A 15,719-nucleotide genomic window follows, 5' to 3' on the forward strand; every position below is an offset into this window, starting at 1 on the left:
CGAGCGCGAAGGCGCCGACCGCATCGAGAACCTGCAGGAACTGGTGAACGCCGCCGAGAGCTTCGTCACGCAGGAAGGCTTCGGCCGCGATGCTGTGGCGATGCCGGTGGACGAACTGGGTCCCGGCCCGTTGCGCCAGTCGCCGGCGAGCCAGGGCCTCGATCCCAGCCTGCCCGAAATCAACGAGCCGGCGCCCGACTACGTGCCGCCGGACGCGGAAACCGGCGAGACGCTGTCGCCGCTGGCGGCGTTCCTGACCCATGCGGCGCTGGAGTCGGGCGACAACCAGGCCGAGGCCGGCCAGGACGCGATCCAGCTGATGACGGTGCACTCGGCCAAGGGGCTGGAATTCGATTGCGTGTTCATCAGCGGACTGGAAGAGGGCCTGTTTCCGCACGAGAACTCGATGTCCGATCCCGCCGGCCTCGAGGAAGAGCGGCGGCTGATGTACGTGGCGATCACGCGCGCGCGCCGGCGCTTGTACCTGAGCCATTCGCAGACGCGCCTGCTGCACGGCCAGACGCGCTACAACGTGCGCAGCCGCTTCTTCGACGAATTGCCGGAAGGCGCATTGAAGTGGCTGACGCCCAAGCACCAGAGCTTCGGCGGCTCGGCGTTCGGGTACGGCGCCGGCTACCCGACGACGCGCGGCGGCGGCGGCTACGCCAGCGGTTTCGGCAAGGACTCGTTCGCCAGTCCGCCGGTGCCGGCGCAGAAGGCCGCGCCTTCGCACGGCCTGAGGAACGGCATGAAGGTGTTCCACACCAAGTTCGGCGAAGGCACGGTGCTGTCGATCGAGGGGCAGGGCGACGACGCCCGCGCCCAGATCAATTTCCCCCGCCATGGCGTCAAGTGGCTGGCGCTGGCGGTGGCCAAGCTGACGCCGGTGTCCTGAGATGGGCGGGCCGGCGCGCAGTCGACCCGGTCTGCGCCGCTCGCCGGCGGCCAGCGCCGCCGTCGCGGTCTTCGCCGCCTTGAGCGCCTTCCTGCTGCCGGGCCTGGACAAGTTCGCGCCCGGCGGGGCGATCGTGTGGCAGATCGCCGGGGTGCTGGTCGGCGTCGCCGCCGCCGGCTGGACGCTGTACCAGCTGCGTGGCCGGCCGCGCGCCTGGCTGCTGCGGTTCCTCGCCGTGCTGGCGATCCTGCTCGTGCTGGTCTGGGCGGCCGGGGTCGGCGTGCTGTGGCTGATGTGGGCGCGCTGACACCGGATTCAGCGCCCCGGTGCCGCACGGGCCGGCAGCGTCACGGCGATCTGCAGATCGAAGCCCCCACCGACACGTAGCGCGCGCCGTCCCAGAGCACACCGTTGCCGCAGCCGGTCATGGGCGACACGGTCCACGCCAGCCCGTCGGTCGAATGCATGCGGTACGAGGGGCCGACCGCGAGGTACTCGCCCGGGCCCGCCGCCACGGCATTCATCGGCGGCAGTCTCGACCCTGTCGCGCCGCTTTGCCAATTGGCGCCATCGGTCGAGGCGAACGTCGGGGCGTGGCCGCTGGCGTCGGGCACCGGGCTCACCGCGACGAAGCGCCCGCCGCCCCAGGCGATGTCGCTCGGCGCGAAGAACGCCACGGCGGCGGCGGCGGGCAGGCCCGCCCGCGTCCATGCGTCGGCATTGGTCGAACGCCAGGCCGCCGGATCGAAGGGCGGCGCGAGGCCCAGGGCGACGAGCAGGGTGCCGGACGATGCGACCGAGGTCATGTTGTTTTCCACCGGGAAGCCCGTCTCGCCGAGTTCGATCGTCCGCGGCGCGCGCTGGGTCCACGTCATCCCGTCCGGCGAGGTCAGCACCAGGGCGTACATGCCGCCTGCGCCGGCACGGCCTTCCTGGCCGACGGCCACGAACTGCGTTCCGGTCCAGATCACCTTGGCCAGTCGTGACGACGCGGTCGTGCTGCGGTACTGCACCGACCATGCCACCCCGTCGGCGGAACCGATCACGATCGCTTCGCCGCTCCCGTTGTCGCCGACCGCGACGAAGCGCGCCGGCGAGGAGGCGACGCTGCGAAGCACATGGCCCACGCCGGAGGTCCGGGCCGTCCAGCTGTTCAGGTCGGAGGAGGTCATGACCGTGCCGCCCGCGCCGACGGCGACGTACTGGTGGCCGTTGGAACCGATGGCGAACAGGGTGTTGGGCGGCGATACGCCCAGCCTGACCCAGGTGTCCGATGGCGGTGGCAGCACCTCGAAGACGCCGGACAGCTGGTTCGAATAGTTGCCCAGGCGGTCGATGGCCCAGACCTCGAACGGATACTTGCCGACCTGGTCCAGCGAGACGACGAAGGTCGCGGTGCCGGTTCCGTTCTTCAGGCCGGCCAGCGACGGCGCGGGCAGCGTGACATCGGCGCCGGCACCGGTCACCAGCCGGAACGCAGCGATATCGCCGCCGGCATCGCTGAAGTCGAAAGCGCCGGTCACGCTCGCCTTGCCGTTCCATGCCTGCGGCGCCGCCGCGGGCGTGTACCTGAGGTTGGCGATCGAGGGGGCGTGGGTGGACTGGACCGGCGGCAGCACCTCGAAGGTCCCGGCCAGCCGGTTCGAGGTCCGTCCGGCGCTGTCGACCGCCCAGACCTCGAACGTGTATTTGCCCACTTGGTCGACCGAAACGACGAATGAGCCGATGGCCGTCCCGCTCTTGATGCCGCTGAGCGCCGGCGTGGGCACCGTCAGATCGGCGCCGCCGCTGCTCACCATTCGCAGGGAGGCGATGTCTCCGCCCGCATCGGTGAAGGCGACCGTGCCGTGGATGGTCACGGTGCCGTTCGGCGCCGCGACCGCCGTCGGCGGGGCGTACGTCATGTTGGAAATGGCCGGCGCGTGCGCGGGAATGCCGCCGCCACCACCGCCGTCGCCCCCGCCACCGCCGCCGCAACCTGCCATGGCGAGGCTCGTGGCCACCAGCATGAAGAAGCGAATCAGGAAGGTGCTTGTTTTCATCTGCCACTCCACGTGTTCTTGACGGGCACGCCGACGGATCGCTCGACGGGCCTCGCCTTGGTGAATCGGCGGCGCGCCCGCGGGCGTCGCGAACGGTGCTCGTCATCGGTGCCCTGGCCGAGCGCGCGTCCGCCACTGCTGCGCACGCCGCAAGCCCGGTCCGGATCAAGAAATAGCCCGCGGCCGAGGGCGCAAGATGACCCAGATCAAAGTACACAGGCAGGCAACAGAAATTACGTCTCGGGTGGGTTGCCGAAGCGTCGGGTCGCTCGAGCGACGGCCGTGTGTGGAGCGCAACGCCGGCAGGGACGATCTGCCCCGAAGGGCAGTCCGCCGCCGGCACCATTCCCGGGTTCTGCACTCCGGAACAGGCGGCTGGCCCCCCGGACCCTGCACAATCGACGCTGCGGGCGCGGCGAGGGCCGTCGGATCGCCGCGCCGCCACCCCGTTTCCATTTCCGTCATGCAGAACCTCCGTTCCGTCACCACCCGCCCCAGCACCCCCGATGCCGCCGCACCGGTCAAGCGGCCGATCAACGCGAAGCCGGACCGCCATTTCGTGACGGCGCTCGCCCGCGGCCTGGACGTGCTCAGCGCTTTCCGCTCGCGCGACCGGATGCTGGGCAACCAGGAACTGGCGCGCCGCTGCGGCCTGCCCAAGTCGACCATCTCCCGCCTGACCTACACGCTCACGAAGCAGGGCTACCTCGAGCACGCGGAGGACGGCAACGGCAACGCCGGCTACCGCCTCGGCAGCGCCGTGCTGGCGCTGGGCAGCACCATGCTGGCCCGCATGGATGTGCGGCAGATGGCCCGGCCGCTGATGCAGGAACTGGCCGACCGTTCGCAGGCCATGGTGTCGCTGGGGATGCGCGACCGCCTGAGCATGATCTACGTGGAGAACTGCCGCAGCGAGTCGGCGCTGACGCTGAGCCTGGACGTCGGCTCGCGCATCCCGGTGGCGACCACGGCCATGGGCCGCGCCTACCTCGCGCGCTGCAGCGAAGCACAGCGCTCGGTGCTGATGGACCGGATCCGGGACCGCCATCCGCAGGCCTGGCCGCAGCTGCAGGCCGGCATCGAGCGGGCGCTGGCGCAATACCAGGAGCTCGGGTGCTGCACGTCCTTCGGCGACTGGCAAAAGGACGTCAATGCCATCGCCATCGCGTTTCACGCGCCGGGCGGCCGCTCGGTGATGTCGATCAACTGCGGCGGACCCGGCTTCAACCTGTCGCCGGCCTTCCTGCTGGGCGAGGTGCGGCCGCAGCTGCTCGAGCTCGCCAACCGGCTGGAGCAGCCCGGCGGGGCCTGAGCGCCCCGGTCAGGACGGCTCTTCGACGGCTTCTCCCGGCCCGCCCTCGGGCGTCGCGACGAACGAATCGCGGAAGGTGAAGTAGATCGACGTCGAGAACATGGCCGTGAAGATCAGCGCCAGCGGCATCAGCGCGGCGCCCGCCAGCTGCGGGCTGCCGGTGCCCACGGTGAGCAGCACCATCGACGTGGAGGCGGCGATGAGCAGGGCGAGCCAGGCCAGCCCGAACAGCGTCAGGGCGCGCCAGTTGCGCAGGCAGGCCACGGTGCTGAAGAACAGGCTCTTGGCCGGCGAGATGCCATGCCAGTGCACCAGCGCCGGCGCGTGCCAGAACATCAGCGACACCGGCAGGTAGAGCGTCATCGCCAGCAGCATCGACAGCCGGTATTCGGGCGTCATCATGGCCGCGGTGCCGCTCGCCTCGGGCGAACGCGGCACCTCCACGACCATCTGCGTGATGGCCATGACGGCCAGGCAGGCGGCGGCGTACAGCGCGCCCAGGATCACCATCGCGCGCAGCCGCTGGCGGCCGGCGCGGAACGCGCTCACCAGCACGGTGGGCATCGGAAAGCGCCCCTTGTCGGCCTCCTGCGTCGCCGCCATCAGCCCCAGCGTGGCGGCCGGCACGATGCCCAGCGCCAGCACCGGACCGACCAATGGGACCAGCGAGAGCAGCGCGCCCGCGGCGATGTAGAGGAAGAACAGCCCGGCCAGCGCCAGCGGTTGCCGCAAGAACGTCTTGACGCCGAGCCGCATCCAGGTGAGGCCGGTGCGGGCGGGAACGATGTTGAGTTTCATGGGCGCCAGTGGCTAGACGGCGACCGGCTGCGCGACCCGCGCGCGCAGCACCCGCTCGAAGTGCGACGGGTCGTGCGGCTGGAGCATCGACGCCTCGCGGGGCAGGTGGAAGTCCCACAGGCGCGAGATCCAGAAGCGCAGGGCGCCGGCGCGCAGCATCGCGGGCAGCAGGCGGCGCTCGGCGGCGGCCAAGGGCCGCGCCCGGCCGTAGGCCGCGAGGAACGCGCCGGCCCTGGCCTCGTCGTGCGCCCCGGTGTCGTCGATGCACCAGTCGTTCAGGCACACCGCCACGTCGAACAGCCAGCTGTCGACCCCGGCGAAGTAGAAGTCGAAGAAGCCCGTCAGCCGGCCGTCCTCGAACATCACGTTGTCGCGGAACAGGTCGGCGTGGATCGGACCGCGCGGCAACGCGGCATGCAGCGAGCTGGCGGCGACATGGTTCTGGAAGGCGAGTTCGCTGCGCAGCAGCGCCGCCTGGGCCTCGGTGAGGTAGGGCAGCACCACAGGCACCGTTTCGTTCCACCACGCGAGCCCGCGCAGGTTCGGCTGGTGGCGCCCGTAGTCGCGCCCGACCAGGTGCATCTGCGCCAGCATCGCGCCGACGGCGGCGCAGTGCGCCGGACCCGGGGCGAGCACGCTGGCGCCGCGCAGCCGGTCGACCACGGCGGCCGGCTTGCCGCACACCTTGTGCAGCAGCTGCCCGTCGGGATCGTCCTGGCCGGTGGTGCCCGGCACCGCATGCGGCTCGGGCACGGGGATGCCGTGGCGCGCCAGGTGCTTCATCAGGTACAGGTAGAACGGCAGCTGCCCGAACGACAGCCGCTCGAACAGGGTCAGCACGTATTCGCGCCGCGCGCCGTCCTGCTCCGTGGTGAGGAAGTAGTTGGTGTTCTCGATCCCGCCCTGGATGCCGCGCAGCTCGCGCAGTTCGCCCAGTTGCAGGCGGCGCACCAGTTCGCCGGCCTCGCCCTCCGAGACTTCCGTGAAGACTGCCATGTCCTAGAACTTGAAGACGTTCCAGACGCGCTGGCCGGTCGCGCTGCTCATGCCGTCGCGGTGGTCGGCGGGGCGGCTGCGGCCCAGGTCGGTCGGCTGGATCTCGTATTCGGGCACGCCGGCCTTGGGCTGCACCGTGATGCTCTGGGTCTGGCCGCCATAGCGGACCTCGTCGATGGCGACGCCCTTGTCTTCGACGTGGATGCGCTCGACCTTCTGGTTCTTGCGCCCTTCCAGCGCCGGCGATTCCTGCACCAGCGGCGCCGCCGGCGCCTGGGCGAACGCCACGTTGGCCGCCAGGGCGGCCCAGAGGAGCAGAAGTCGCGGTTGCATGGGGCAATTGTAGGGCGTGGGGCGAGCTTCGCGCCGTTGCCGCCGGCGCCGCGGCCGGGTGCTCCACCGCAGGCACAATCGCCGCCATGAGCGACGACACGAGCCAAGAGCAAGCCACGGAGCACACGGGCCGCGAGGTGCTGCTGCTGGTCGACGGATCCAGTTACCTGTACCGCGCGTTCCACGCCATGCCGGACCTGCGGGCGGTGCCCGGCGATCCGACCAGCCCGGCCACGGGCGCGATCCGCGGCATGATCAACATGCTGCAGAAGCTGCGCCGCGACGTGCGCGCGGACTACGTCGCCTGCGTCTTCGACGCCCCGGGCAGGACCTTCCGCGACGACATCTATCCCGAGTACAAGGCGACCCGCTCGCCGATGCCGCCCGACCTGCGCACGCAGATCGACGCCATCCACGAGGTGGTGCGGCTGCTCGGCTGGAAGGTGCTGAGCGTGCCGGGCGTGGAGGCCGACGACGTGATCGGCACGCTGGCCTGCATGGCGACCGAGCGCGACATCGAGACGGTGATCTCCAGCGGCGACAAGGACCTGAGCCAGCTGGTCAACGACCACGTGGTGGTGATCGACACCATGAACGACCGCAGGCGCGATGCCGCCGGCGTCGAGGCGGAGTTCGGCGTGCCGCCGCGCCTGATGGTGGACTACCAGGCCCTGGTCGGCGACTCGGTGGACAACGTGCCGGGCGTCGACAAGGTCGGGCCGAAGACGGCCGTGAAGCTGCTGAACGAATACGGATCGCTCGACGCCCTGGTGGCGCGAGCCCATGAAGTGAAGGGCGCGGTCGGCGAGAACCTGCGCCGGGCGCTGGAATGGCTGCCCAAGGGCCGCGAGCTGCTCACCATCCGCAAGGACTGCGACCTCAAGGACCATATCCCTGGCCTGCCGGCGCTGCAGGACCTGAAGGTGGTCGACGGCCAGCACACCGACGAGCTCAAGGCGTTCTACGAGCGTTACGGCTTCAAGGGCCTGGCCCGGCAGCTCGAGGTCCACCACGTGCCGCCCGAGCTGATCGAGGAGCACCGCAGCCGCAAGAGGCTCGGCGCCGGCGGGCGCCCGGAGTTCCAGGACCCCGACCTCTCCGGCCGCTCGCAGGCGACCAACCTGCAGTACGACACGATCTTCACCTGGCCGCAGTTCGACGAGTGGCTGGCGAGGATCGAGGCGGCGGAGCTGGTGGCGCTGGACACCGAGACCAGTTCGCTCGACGAGATGCAGGCCGAGATCATCGGCCTGTCGTTCAGCGTGCAGCCCGGCGTCGCCGCCTACCTGCCGCTGGCGCACAGCTACGGCGACGCGCCGGACCAGCTGCCGCGCGACGAAGCGCTGGCCCGCCTGAAACCCTGGCTGGAGAACGCCGCCCGGGCCAAGCTCGGCCAGCACATCAAGTACGACCGCCACGTGTTCGCCAACCACGGCATCGAAGTGCGCGGCTATGCGCACGACACGATGCTGCAAAGCTATGTGCTGGAAGTGCACAAGCCGCACGGGCTGGCCAGCCTCGCCGAGCGCCACCTGGGCCGCACCGGCATCGACTACGAGCACATCGCCGGCAAGGGGGCGCACCAGATCCCCTTCGCCCAGGTGCCGGTCGACAAGGCCGCGGAGTATTCGTGCGAGGACTCGGACCAGACGCTGGACGTGCACCTGGCGCTGTGGCCCAAGGTGCAGGCGGACGGCAAGCTGCGCTTCATCTACGACCTGGAGATGCGCAGCAGCGAGGCGCTGTACCGGGTCGAGCGCACCGGCGTGCTGATCGACGGCGCCATGCTGGCGCGCCAGAGCGCCGAACTCGGCCAGCGCATGATGCAGCTGGAGCGGGAGGCGCACGATCTGGCCGGCCAGCCGTTCAACCTGGGCTCGCCCAAGCAGATCGGCGAGATCCTGTTCACCAAGCTGGGCCTGCCGGTCGTCAAGAAGACCGCCAGCGGCGTGCCCAGCACCGACGAGGAAGTGCTGGAGAAACTGGCCGAGGACTATCCGCTGCCGGCCAAGCTCCTGGAGCACCGCAGCCTGTCGAAGCTGAAAGGCACGTACACCGACAAGCTGCCGCAGATGGTGCATCCGCGCACCGGCCGCGTCCACACCCACTATGCGCAGGCGGTGGCGGTGACCGGGCGCCTGTCCAGCAACGACCCGAACCTGCAGAACATTCCGGTCAAGACCAGCGAGGGCCGCCGCATCCGCGAGGCCTTCATCGCCCCGCCCGGGCACCTGATCGCCAGCGCGGACTACAGCCAGATCGAGCTGCGCATCATGGCGCACCTGTCCGAGGACGAAGCCCTGCTGCGGGCGTTTCGCGAGGGCATGGACGTGCACCGGGCGACGGCGTCGGAGGTGTTCGGGGTCGCGCCCGACCAGGTGACCGGCGAGCAGCGGCGCTACGCCAAGGTCATCAACTTCGGCCTGATCTACGGCATGAGCGCCTTCGGGCTGGCGCGCAACCTGGGCATCGACGGCGCCGCGGCCAAGAACTACATCCAGCGCTATTTCGAGCGCTATCCCGGCGTCAAGCAGTACATGGACGAGACCCGGCTCTCGGCCAAGAGCCGCGGCTATGTCGAGACCGTGTTCGGCCGCCGGCTGTACCTGCCGGAGATCAATTCACCGAACGGTCCGCGCCGCGGCGGCGCCGAGCGGGCGGCCATCAACGCGCCGATGCAGGGCACGGCGGCCGACCTCATCAAGCTGAGCATGGTGAAGGTGCAGGACGTGCTCGATGCGCAGCAGCGGCGCACCAGGATGATCATGCAGGTGCACGACGAACTGGTGTTCGAGGTGCCCGAGGATGAGGTGGAGTGGGTGCGCTCCGAGATCCCGCGCCTGATGGCCGGCGTCGCCGAACTGCGGGCCCCGCTGCTGGCGGAGATCGGCGTCGCGGAGAACTGGGAGAAGGCGCACTGACTGGTTCACTTGTGTATCAGTTGTGACTATTTGAATGGGGCCGAGCCCATAAAGTGCCCGACCGTGGTCGCCCAAAGACCATGCGATGCCCATGGAAACTTGCCCGGAAGGCGCGAAATTCCGGCTGAGCCGTCTCTTAAACGAGACGCGCCTGCGTCGGCGTGCGCACTTCGGCCGGCGCAAACCGCTGCCTGCCGGGCGCCAGGCGCCGGCTTGGACCGGTGCGGCGAGCTTTCCGCCGGTTCGCGCGAAAGTTCATTACAGTCCCCTCCCCACCGTCAGACTCGGGAGCGGCTTCATGGCGACTTGCACTGATCCGATTCGCGTCTTCATCATCGGCGTGCCCCTGTTGCGCTGGGGCCTCGAACGAATGGTGCAGACGGCCCACCCCCGATGCGAAGTCGCCGGCGGCGCCGACAGTCTCGACGAGGCCCGCACGATGGAGTCGCGCCGCGCCGCGCACGTGGTCGTGCTGGCGGTCGATGTCGCTCCCGAACAGATCGCGACCTTCTGCGCGGCCTCGCCCGTGAAACTGATCCTCGTGACCGGCTCCCGCGACGAGGGCATGCTCGACCGGGCGATCGTGGCCGGCCTGCGCGGCGTGGTGCGCATCGGCGACTCGCCCGAGACCTTCCTCAAGGCCATCGCCAAGGTGAACGAGGGCGAGCTCTGGATCGACCGCGGCGCCACCGGCCGGATCTTCCTGGCGCTGGCGCGGGAGAAGGCGGCGGAGCGCCGGGATCCGGAGCGGGCCAAGATCGCGACGCTGACCTTGCGCGAGCGCCACACGATCGCTGCGGTGGCCAGTGATGCGGCGGCGCCGGGCAAGGTCATCGCCGACCGGCTGTGCATCAGCGAACACACGCTGCGCAATCATCTGACCTCGATCTACAGCAAGCTCAGCCTGGCGAACCGGGTGGATCTGTATGCATACGCCAACCGGCATTCGCTGCAGCAGGTTCCCGACCAGCGAGGGCGGGCCGGCAGTTTCTAGCCGGGTCCTCGCGCCCGGCTCAGCCGCAGCGCATGCGGCGGATCGTGCCGCGGTCGTCGACTTCGATGTTCAGGCGCATCGGATCGTGATCCAAGGTCACCATGCCCCCCGGGGGAATCACCCGCGTGCGCAGGCCGCCGGAGCTGCGCAGCGCCTCGGCCGCGGTCACCGCGTCCAGCTGGCGCCCGAGAACCGCCTGCGCGCCGGCGGCGCGGCAGCGCGACTCACCCATGCCCATCGAGGCCGTGTCCGGGCGCGCGGCGCAACCGGCCAGTGCCGCGGCGGCGGTGGCGAGTGCCAGGGCGAATGAAGAGCTGACCGGCATATCGGGTTTCATTATCCGGTCGCCGGCGCTGGCGCAGCGGGCACTGCAACAGACGGTGTCCGGCGCGCGCCACGCCAGACAAAAACCAGCGTTTTCTCCTAGGCCGGACGGGACAGAGCGCTGGTGCGCCTGGCGCGCCCCCGGCGTCCAATTGGCAGGGGCCGATCGGCGCGACGTCCCGCACCCCATGGGGCGCGCGCCGCGGGACGCCCGATGGCCTTGCCGCGAGGACACGACATGCCGTTGACCAAAGGACCACAGCAGACCGGCGCCGGCGACGCGGTGAGCGTTCGGCTGCTGCCCGGGCTGGCGCTTGACTTCGCCGCCCGCGTCGGCCGCGGCGCCTACGCGACGTGCCTGCGCCGCGATCTGTGCTTCCACGGTTTCGTCGCCGTGTACGCCATGCTCGCGCTCGCGGTCAGCCTGGCCGCCGGCGTGCCCGCGAAGTTCGCGCCATTCAGCTACCTCGGGCTGGTCAGCGCGCTGCCGCGCGTCCTGCTGCTGCTGGTGGCCGGCGCGGGGCTGTGGTCGCTCGGTTCGCGCAGCCCGCTGCGCACCTTCCGCGGCCTCCTGGCCGCCTGCTTCGGACCGCACACCGTCGCCGGCCTGCTGCTGTTCGCCAGCCTGTCGGTGTTTCTGGGCGTGTTCACGTCGCTCAAGACGATGTTGAGCGACATGATCCCGTTCTTTGCCGATCCCGCCCTGGCCCATGCCGACGCCTGGCTGCACGGCGGCGACCCCTGGCGCTACACGAGCGCGCTGTTGCCCGCGCCCTGGACGGCCGGCCTCGAACGCCTGTACTTCGGCTTCTGGGGCATCCTGCTGTCGGGCTGCCTGCTCGCCGTGCTGCTGTTGCCCCGGCTGCGCGAGGTGCGCGCCCAGTATGTCTGGACCTTCCTGTGGATGTATCCCGTGCTCGGCAACCTGGCTGCCGGTGCCGTCATGTCGGCGGGCCCGGTGTACTACGAGCAGGTCACCGGCGATCCGAGGTTCAGCGCGCTGGTGCAGTACCTGGCGCAGCACTCGATCGGCCGCGAGTGGGCGGCCGCGCTCTGGAACTCGTACGTATCCGGTGCGGTGGGCGTGGGCTCCGGCATCTCGGCCTTCCCCTCGCTGCACCTGGCCAACGCCGCCATGTTCGCCCTGCTCGCGGGCCGCATCCACCAGCGGCTGGGCTGGCTGGCGGCGGCGTTCGCCGGCGTCGTCCTCTTCGGATCGGTGCACCTTGGCTGGCACTACGCCGTCGACGGCTACTTCGCGATCGCCGCGACGGTCCTGATCTGGAAGCTGGTCGGCAAGGTGCTGCAGCGCGCAAGCGGCGCGGCGCCGAGCCGCTAGGCGGCCACGCGTCGTGCGAACACGAACCGCCGGCACCCCAGGAACGCGACGAACGTATAGAGCGCGATCCCGGCCAGCTGCGCCAGGTAGGGATTCCAGGCGAGACGCGACGTGGCGGCGAGCACCGCCGCCAGGTTGGCAAGGTACGCGAGTGCCAGCACCAGCACGTAGCGCGGCAGGAGATCGGCCACCGGGCGCCCGGAGGCGAAGGTCCAGGAGCGGTTGAGGCCGAAGCCGACCCCCATGCCAAGGAGGTAGCCGGCCAGGTTGGCGGCGGCCGGCGCGGCGCCGGCGAAGAACATCAGCCCGTAGATCGCGGCCAGGCCCACGCCGGTATTCACGGCGCCCACGACGCCGAAACGGATCGACTGGCGCAGCAGGCCGCTCATGGCAGGCGGCGCGCGGTCAGCCGGTACTGCGCCCCCAGGGCAAGCCAATGCAGGCGCGGCTCCAGCCAGCGCAGGCGCCGCAGCGATGCGGGGAAGAACAGCTTGTATTCGATGCGCGGGCGCTCCCAGCCCGCCGCGAGCGCGCGGGCGCGCAACGCGCCGGCGCGCAGCAGCCGGGCGTTCACGTCCAGCGGACAGGTCCGCACGGCGTGCACCGTCAGCGGGTTGAGCGGGTTGTGTTCGTAGATGGCCAGCACGCCGCCGGGCCGCGTCACCCGGCGCAGTTCGGCCAGCCAGTGCTCGTGCTGGGCGTGCGGGATGTGGTGGAACACGCAGGCGGAAAAAACGACGTCCTGGCTGGCGGAGGGCAGGGGGATGGCGCCATCGATGCGCAGGTGGCGCTCGGGGCCGGGAAAGCGCGAGCGAGCGACGTCGATGCTGCGCGACGACACGTCCGCGCAGTGCAGTTCGCTGTCCGGAAAGTAGCGCCGGAAGAACGGAACCGAGTTGCCGATGCCGCTGCCGAAATCCAGGATCCGTCCGGTTCGCAGCGCGGAGGCGCGCGCCAGCCGCCCCAGGTCGGCCACCTTGTATTCGGCGAAGTACGCCGGCTGCTCGCCGGTGATCGCGACGTTGGCGGCGTGGACGGCTTCGTATTCGTCGGCCAGCAGGTCGAATTCCGCCCGCAGGGCCGCGTCGTCGCGCAGCCGGTGGCTCGTGGCGTCGGCGCCGGGCCGGTGCGCGATGGGGACTCCCGTGGGCATGGCCTACCTCGCCTCGAGCGCGGACACGGCTGCCGCCGCATGCTGCCGCCGCCCGCGGGCGCGCGATCGCACCGGGCGCGCCGCGGCGGCCACCGGCTGCGCCGGCTGCGGCTGGGCGACCTGCTCGATGAAGAAGCGCGGGCGGCGCTTCACTTCCGTGTAGATCTTTCCCACGTACTCGCCCAGCACGCCGGCGCAGAGCAGCTGCACGCCGCCCAGGAAGTAGATCGGCAGGATGGTCGATGCCCAGCCCGGCACCGTGTCGGTGGTCAGGAACTTGGCGGCGAGCACCCAGACCGTCAGGAGCACGCACAGGAGCGACAAGGCGAAGCCGAGCAGTGCGATGGCGCGCAGCGGCGCGGTCGAGAAGGACGTCACGCCGTCGATGGCGAACTCCAGCATCTTGCGCAGCGGGTACTTCGACTCGCCGGCCAGGCGCGCCCGACGGTCGTAGTGCACCACCGTGCTGCGCAGGCCGAGCAGCGGCACGACCCCGCGCAGGAAGAGGTTGGCCTCCTTGTACTCGCTCAGGTAGCGGATCGCACGCTGGCTGAGCAGCCGGTAGTCGGCATGGTCGCAGACCGTCTGGACGCCCAGCGCGTGCATGGTGCGGTAGAACAGGCGCGCGGTATTGCGCTTGAACCAGGTGTCCGCGTCGCGCCGCTCGCGCACGCCGTAGACCACCTCGGCGCCCTCGCCGAAGGCCGCCAGCATCCGCTCGATCGCTCCTTCGTCGTCCTGCAGGTCGGCGTCGATGGTGACGACGGCGTCGCCGCGCGCCGAGGTGAGGCCGGCCAGCAGGGCGTTCTGGTGCCCGCAATTGCGCGACAGCTTCACGCCGACGACCGGGCCCGCCTCGCGCACCCAGCCGTCGATGAGGCGCCAGGTTCCGTCGCGGCTGCCGTCGTCGACGAAGATGATCTCGCTGCGTGCGGAGATCCGGCCGCCGCGCACGAGGTGCTCGCGCAGGCCGGCCAGCCGGGCGTAGGTCTGCCCGAGGACTGCTTCCTCGTTGAAGCAGGGCACCACGATCGACAGCATCGGGCAGGTGAGAAGGTCGGCTCGGCTCATGGCTGTCCTCCCTGGGGCGTGGGCATGGCCGCACGGACGTGGACCACGGCGATTTCGTCGGTATGGAAGCGGCGCCACCCGGGCAGGCGGTCCAGCAAGGCGATCCCGGGCGTGCCGGCCGGCAGCAGCGTCCACCCGATGCGGTAGCGGTCCACGAGCCGCTCCAGGCCGTCGCTGGTGCGCAGTTCCAGCGCCTCCATGTACTGCTTCAGGAACGCGTCACCATACATGTCGGCCCGCCCGTCGATGAACGGCGGGATGCCCAGGTAGACCAGGTAGCCGCCCCAGCTGTAGTTGTTCAGCACCGGCCCGCGGATGCCCGCGTCCTGCACGGCCCGGACGGCGGCGGCAGGCGCGACCAGCGCGGGCGGGACGACCGGTTGCACGCGCGCGACGAGCACCGGCACGCCGGCGACGAGCGCGGCCGCCAGCGCCATGGCTGCGACGCCCGCGGGTCGAGCCAGTCGCTCGAAAAAGCGGTCGAGCATCGGTGCCTGGCCGGCCCCGCGCGCGCGCGCGCGCCACTGCGCGGCGAACGGCGCCGCGACCAGGAGCGGCGCCAGCAGCCCGAGCAGTTCGACATAGCGCATGTGCTTGAGCGCCAGGTGCAGCAGGCCGAGCAGCAAAGCCAGGCGCAGCGGCGGCAGCCGCAACCCCTGGTGCATCACCATGGCCAGTCCGCCGAGCAGCCACAGTTCCAGCGGCTGCAAGGTCTGGAAGTCGGGCGACCACCATTCGCCGATGCGCTGCAACGCATAGCCGCTTTCGACCAGGACCTGCCAGGTGAAGCGGATGCCGCCGACGCCGTTGGGTGTGACCAGCGCGCTGGCAGCGGCGAGCAGCACGAACAGTCCCCAGGAACGGACGGTGGGAGCAAGCCGGGGCCCGCGCCAGGCCGCGATCGATGCCTCGAGCGCGAACGCGACGGCGAGCGCCAGGCCCAGCGTGAAGCCGCCGTGCAGGTTGGCCCAGACCGCCATCACGGGCAGCAGCCAGAGCGAGGGCGAGCGGCCGGCCTCGGCGGCGCGGACCAGCCCGAGTGCCCAGACCATCATCAACGGCATCGCCAGCACGTGCGGCCGCACCAGCACGTGGGACGCCGCCATGCCGACGGCCAGCCCCGCGAACAGCAGCGCGTACACCGGCTCGACCCAGCGCAGCAGCGCGCGCGTCAGCAGCACCACGGTGAGGGCGAAGGCGCCCGCCGTGAGCGCGACCAGCGCCGTCCAGCCGCCGGCCTGGTGCACCGCCGCCAGGATGACCTCGGACAGCCATTCGTGGGCCGTCCACGCCGCGCCCGGCATGGTGTGCGAGAAGGGGTCGGCGTCCGGGACGCGGCCGTGCTCGAACATCCAGCGCCCGGCCCCCACGTGCCAGAACGTGTCGCCGTCGCGCAGCAGCTTGTCGCTGTGGAAGAAGCAGTAGAAGAAACTCGCGAGGCCGACCAACAGCGGCCACGAGAAGAGCCAGGCGCCGCGCGCGGCGCCCACTGCCGGCTGGGGCCGGACACCGAGGGTGAGTTCGGGTGCCTCGATCACGGG

The 15,719-nt window shown here is 70.7% G+C and carries 15 protein-coding genes; 6 read left to right on the forward strand and 9 right to left on the reverse strand.

The features are described from left to right. A partial coding sequence (locus VNT59_RS07150) for a 3'-5' exonuclease (protein WP_325497635.1) occupies nucleotides 1-895 on the forward strand: 895 nt, incomplete at its 5' end. Between the two features lie 79 nt (nucleotides 896-974). After that, on the forward strand, nucleotides 975-1,202 hold the full coding sequence (locus VNT59_RS07155; protein ID WP_325497636.1) for a hypothetical protein: 228 nt from the start codon (nucleotides 975-977) through the stop codon (nucleotides 1,200-1,202). Between the two features lie 40 nt (nucleotides 1,203-1,242). Here VNT59_RS07155 and VNT59_RS07160 read toward each other — a convergent pair whose 3' ends face one another. Continuing rightward, entirely contained in the window at nucleotides 1,243-2,937 is a 1,695-nt protein-coding gene (locus VNT59_RS07160) for a hypothetical protein (RefSeq protein WP_325497637.1), read from the reverse strand. A 463-nt stretch (nucleotides 2,938-3,400) separates the two neighbouring features. Here VNT59_RS07160 and VNT59_RS07165 point away from each other — a divergent pair, with 463 nt between their 5' ends. Then, a complete protein-coding gene (locus VNT59_RS07165; protein ID WP_325497638.1) occupies nucleotides 3,401-4,249 on the forward strand; it encodes an IclR family transcriptional regulator in 849 nt (282 codons plus the stop codon). A 9-nt stretch (nucleotides 4,250-4,258) separates the two neighbouring features. Here the strand turns inward: VNT59_RS07165 and VNT59_RS07170 are convergent, their stop codons facing one another. The 3 genes from VNT59_RS07170 to VNT59_RS07180 are packed head-to-tail and all read right to left on the reverse strand — an operon-like array spanning nucleotide 4,259 to nucleotide 6,376. Then, complete coding sequence (locus VNT59_RS07170) at nucleotides 4,259-5,047, reverse strand: BPSS1780 family membrane protein (protein WP_325497639.1); 789 nt, start codon at nucleotides 5,045-5,047, stop codon at nucleotides 4,259-4,261. Between the two features lie 12 nt (nucleotides 5,048-5,059). Beyond that, entirely contained in the window at nucleotides 5,060-6,043 is a 984-nt protein-coding gene (locus tag VNT59_RS07175) for a homoserine kinase (protein ID WP_325497640.1), read from the reverse strand. Between the two features lie 3 nt (nucleotides 6,044-6,046). After that, on the reverse strand, nucleotides 6,047-6,376 hold the full coding sequence (locus tag VNT59_RS07180; RefSeq protein ID WP_325497641.1) for a hypothetical protein: 330 nt from the start codon (nucleotides 6,374-6,376) through the stop codon (nucleotides 6,047-6,049). A gap of 86 nt (nucleotides 6,377-6,462) precedes the next feature. Between VNT59_RS07180 and polA the strand changes: the two genes are divergently transcribed. Together polA and VNT59_RS07190 are read left to right on the forward strand one after the other, a co-directional pair. Continuing rightward, nucleotides 6,463-9,297, forward strand: coding sequence for a DNA polymerase I (polA, locus tag VNT59_RS07185; protein ID WP_325497642.1), 2,835 nt, complete (start codon nucleotides 6,463-6,465; stop codon nucleotides 9,295-9,297). 298 nt (nucleotides 9,298-9,595) lie between these two features. Then, on the forward strand, nucleotides 9,596-10,291 hold the full coding sequence (locus VNT59_RS07190) for a response regulator transcription factor (RefSeq protein WP_325497643.1): 696 nt from the start codon (nucleotides 9,596-9,598) through the stop codon (nucleotides 10,289-10,291). 19 nt (nucleotides 10,292-10,310) lie between these two features. Here VNT59_RS07190 and VNT59_RS07195 read toward each other — a convergent pair whose 3' ends face one another. Then, on the reverse strand, nucleotides 10,311-10,628 hold the full coding sequence (locus VNT59_RS07195; protein ID WP_325497644.1) for an I78 family peptidase inhibitor: 318 nt from the start codon (nucleotides 10,626-10,628) through the stop codon (nucleotides 10,311-10,313). 225 nt (nucleotides 10,629-10,853) lie between these two features. Here VNT59_RS07195 and VNT59_RS07200 point away from each other — a divergent pair, with 225 nt between their 5' ends. Then, on the forward strand, nucleotides 10,854-11,954 hold the full coding sequence (locus VNT59_RS07200; RefSeq protein ID WP_325497645.1) for a phosphatase PAP2 family protein: 1,101 nt from the start codon (nucleotides 10,854-10,856) through the stop codon (nucleotides 11,952-11,954). Here the strand turns inward: VNT59_RS07200 and VNT59_RS07205 are convergent. Genes VNT59_RS07205 through VNT59_RS07220 form a run of 4 tightly spaced genes read right to left on the reverse strand, consistent with a single transcriptional unit; the run spans nucleotide 11,951 to nucleotide 15,716 of the window. After that, nucleotides 11,951-12,343, reverse strand: a complete 393-nt coding sequence (locus tag VNT59_RS07205) for a GtrA family protein (protein ID WP_325497646.1) — start codon at nucleotides 12,341-12,343, stop codon at nucleotides 11,951-11,953. The two genes, VNT59_RS07200 and VNT59_RS07205, sit on opposite strands and share 4 nt — an antisense overlap. Further along, entirely contained in the window at nucleotides 12,340-13,107 is a 768-nt protein-coding gene (locus VNT59_RS07210; RefSeq protein ID WP_325497647.1) for a class I SAM-dependent methyltransferase, read from the reverse strand. The genes VNT59_RS07205 and VNT59_RS07210 overlap by 4 nt, the downstream gene beginning before the upstream one ends. Before the next feature lie 3 nt (nucleotides 13,108-13,110). Beyond that, a complete protein-coding gene (locus VNT59_RS07215) occupies nucleotides 13,111-14,178 on the reverse strand; it encodes a glycosyltransferase family 2 protein (RefSeq protein ID WP_325497648.1) in 1,068 nt (355 codons plus the stop codon). Then, nucleotides 14,175-15,716 carry a hypothetical protein gene (locus VNT59_RS07220; protein ID WP_325497649.1) on the reverse strand — a complete coding sequence of 514 codons (1,542 nt, stop codon included), beginning with the start codon at nucleotides 15,714-15,716 and terminating at the stop codon, nucleotides 14,175-14,177. The genes VNT59_RS07215 and VNT59_RS07220 overlap by 4 nt, the downstream gene beginning before the upstream one ends. Nucleotides 15,717-15,719 lie beyond the last annotated feature (3 nt).

The organism is Ramlibacter sp. (genome assembly GCF_035554825.1).
Taxonomy (GTDB): Bacteria; Pseudomonadota; Gammaproteobacteria; order Burkholderiales; family Burkholderiaceae_C; genus Ramlibacter.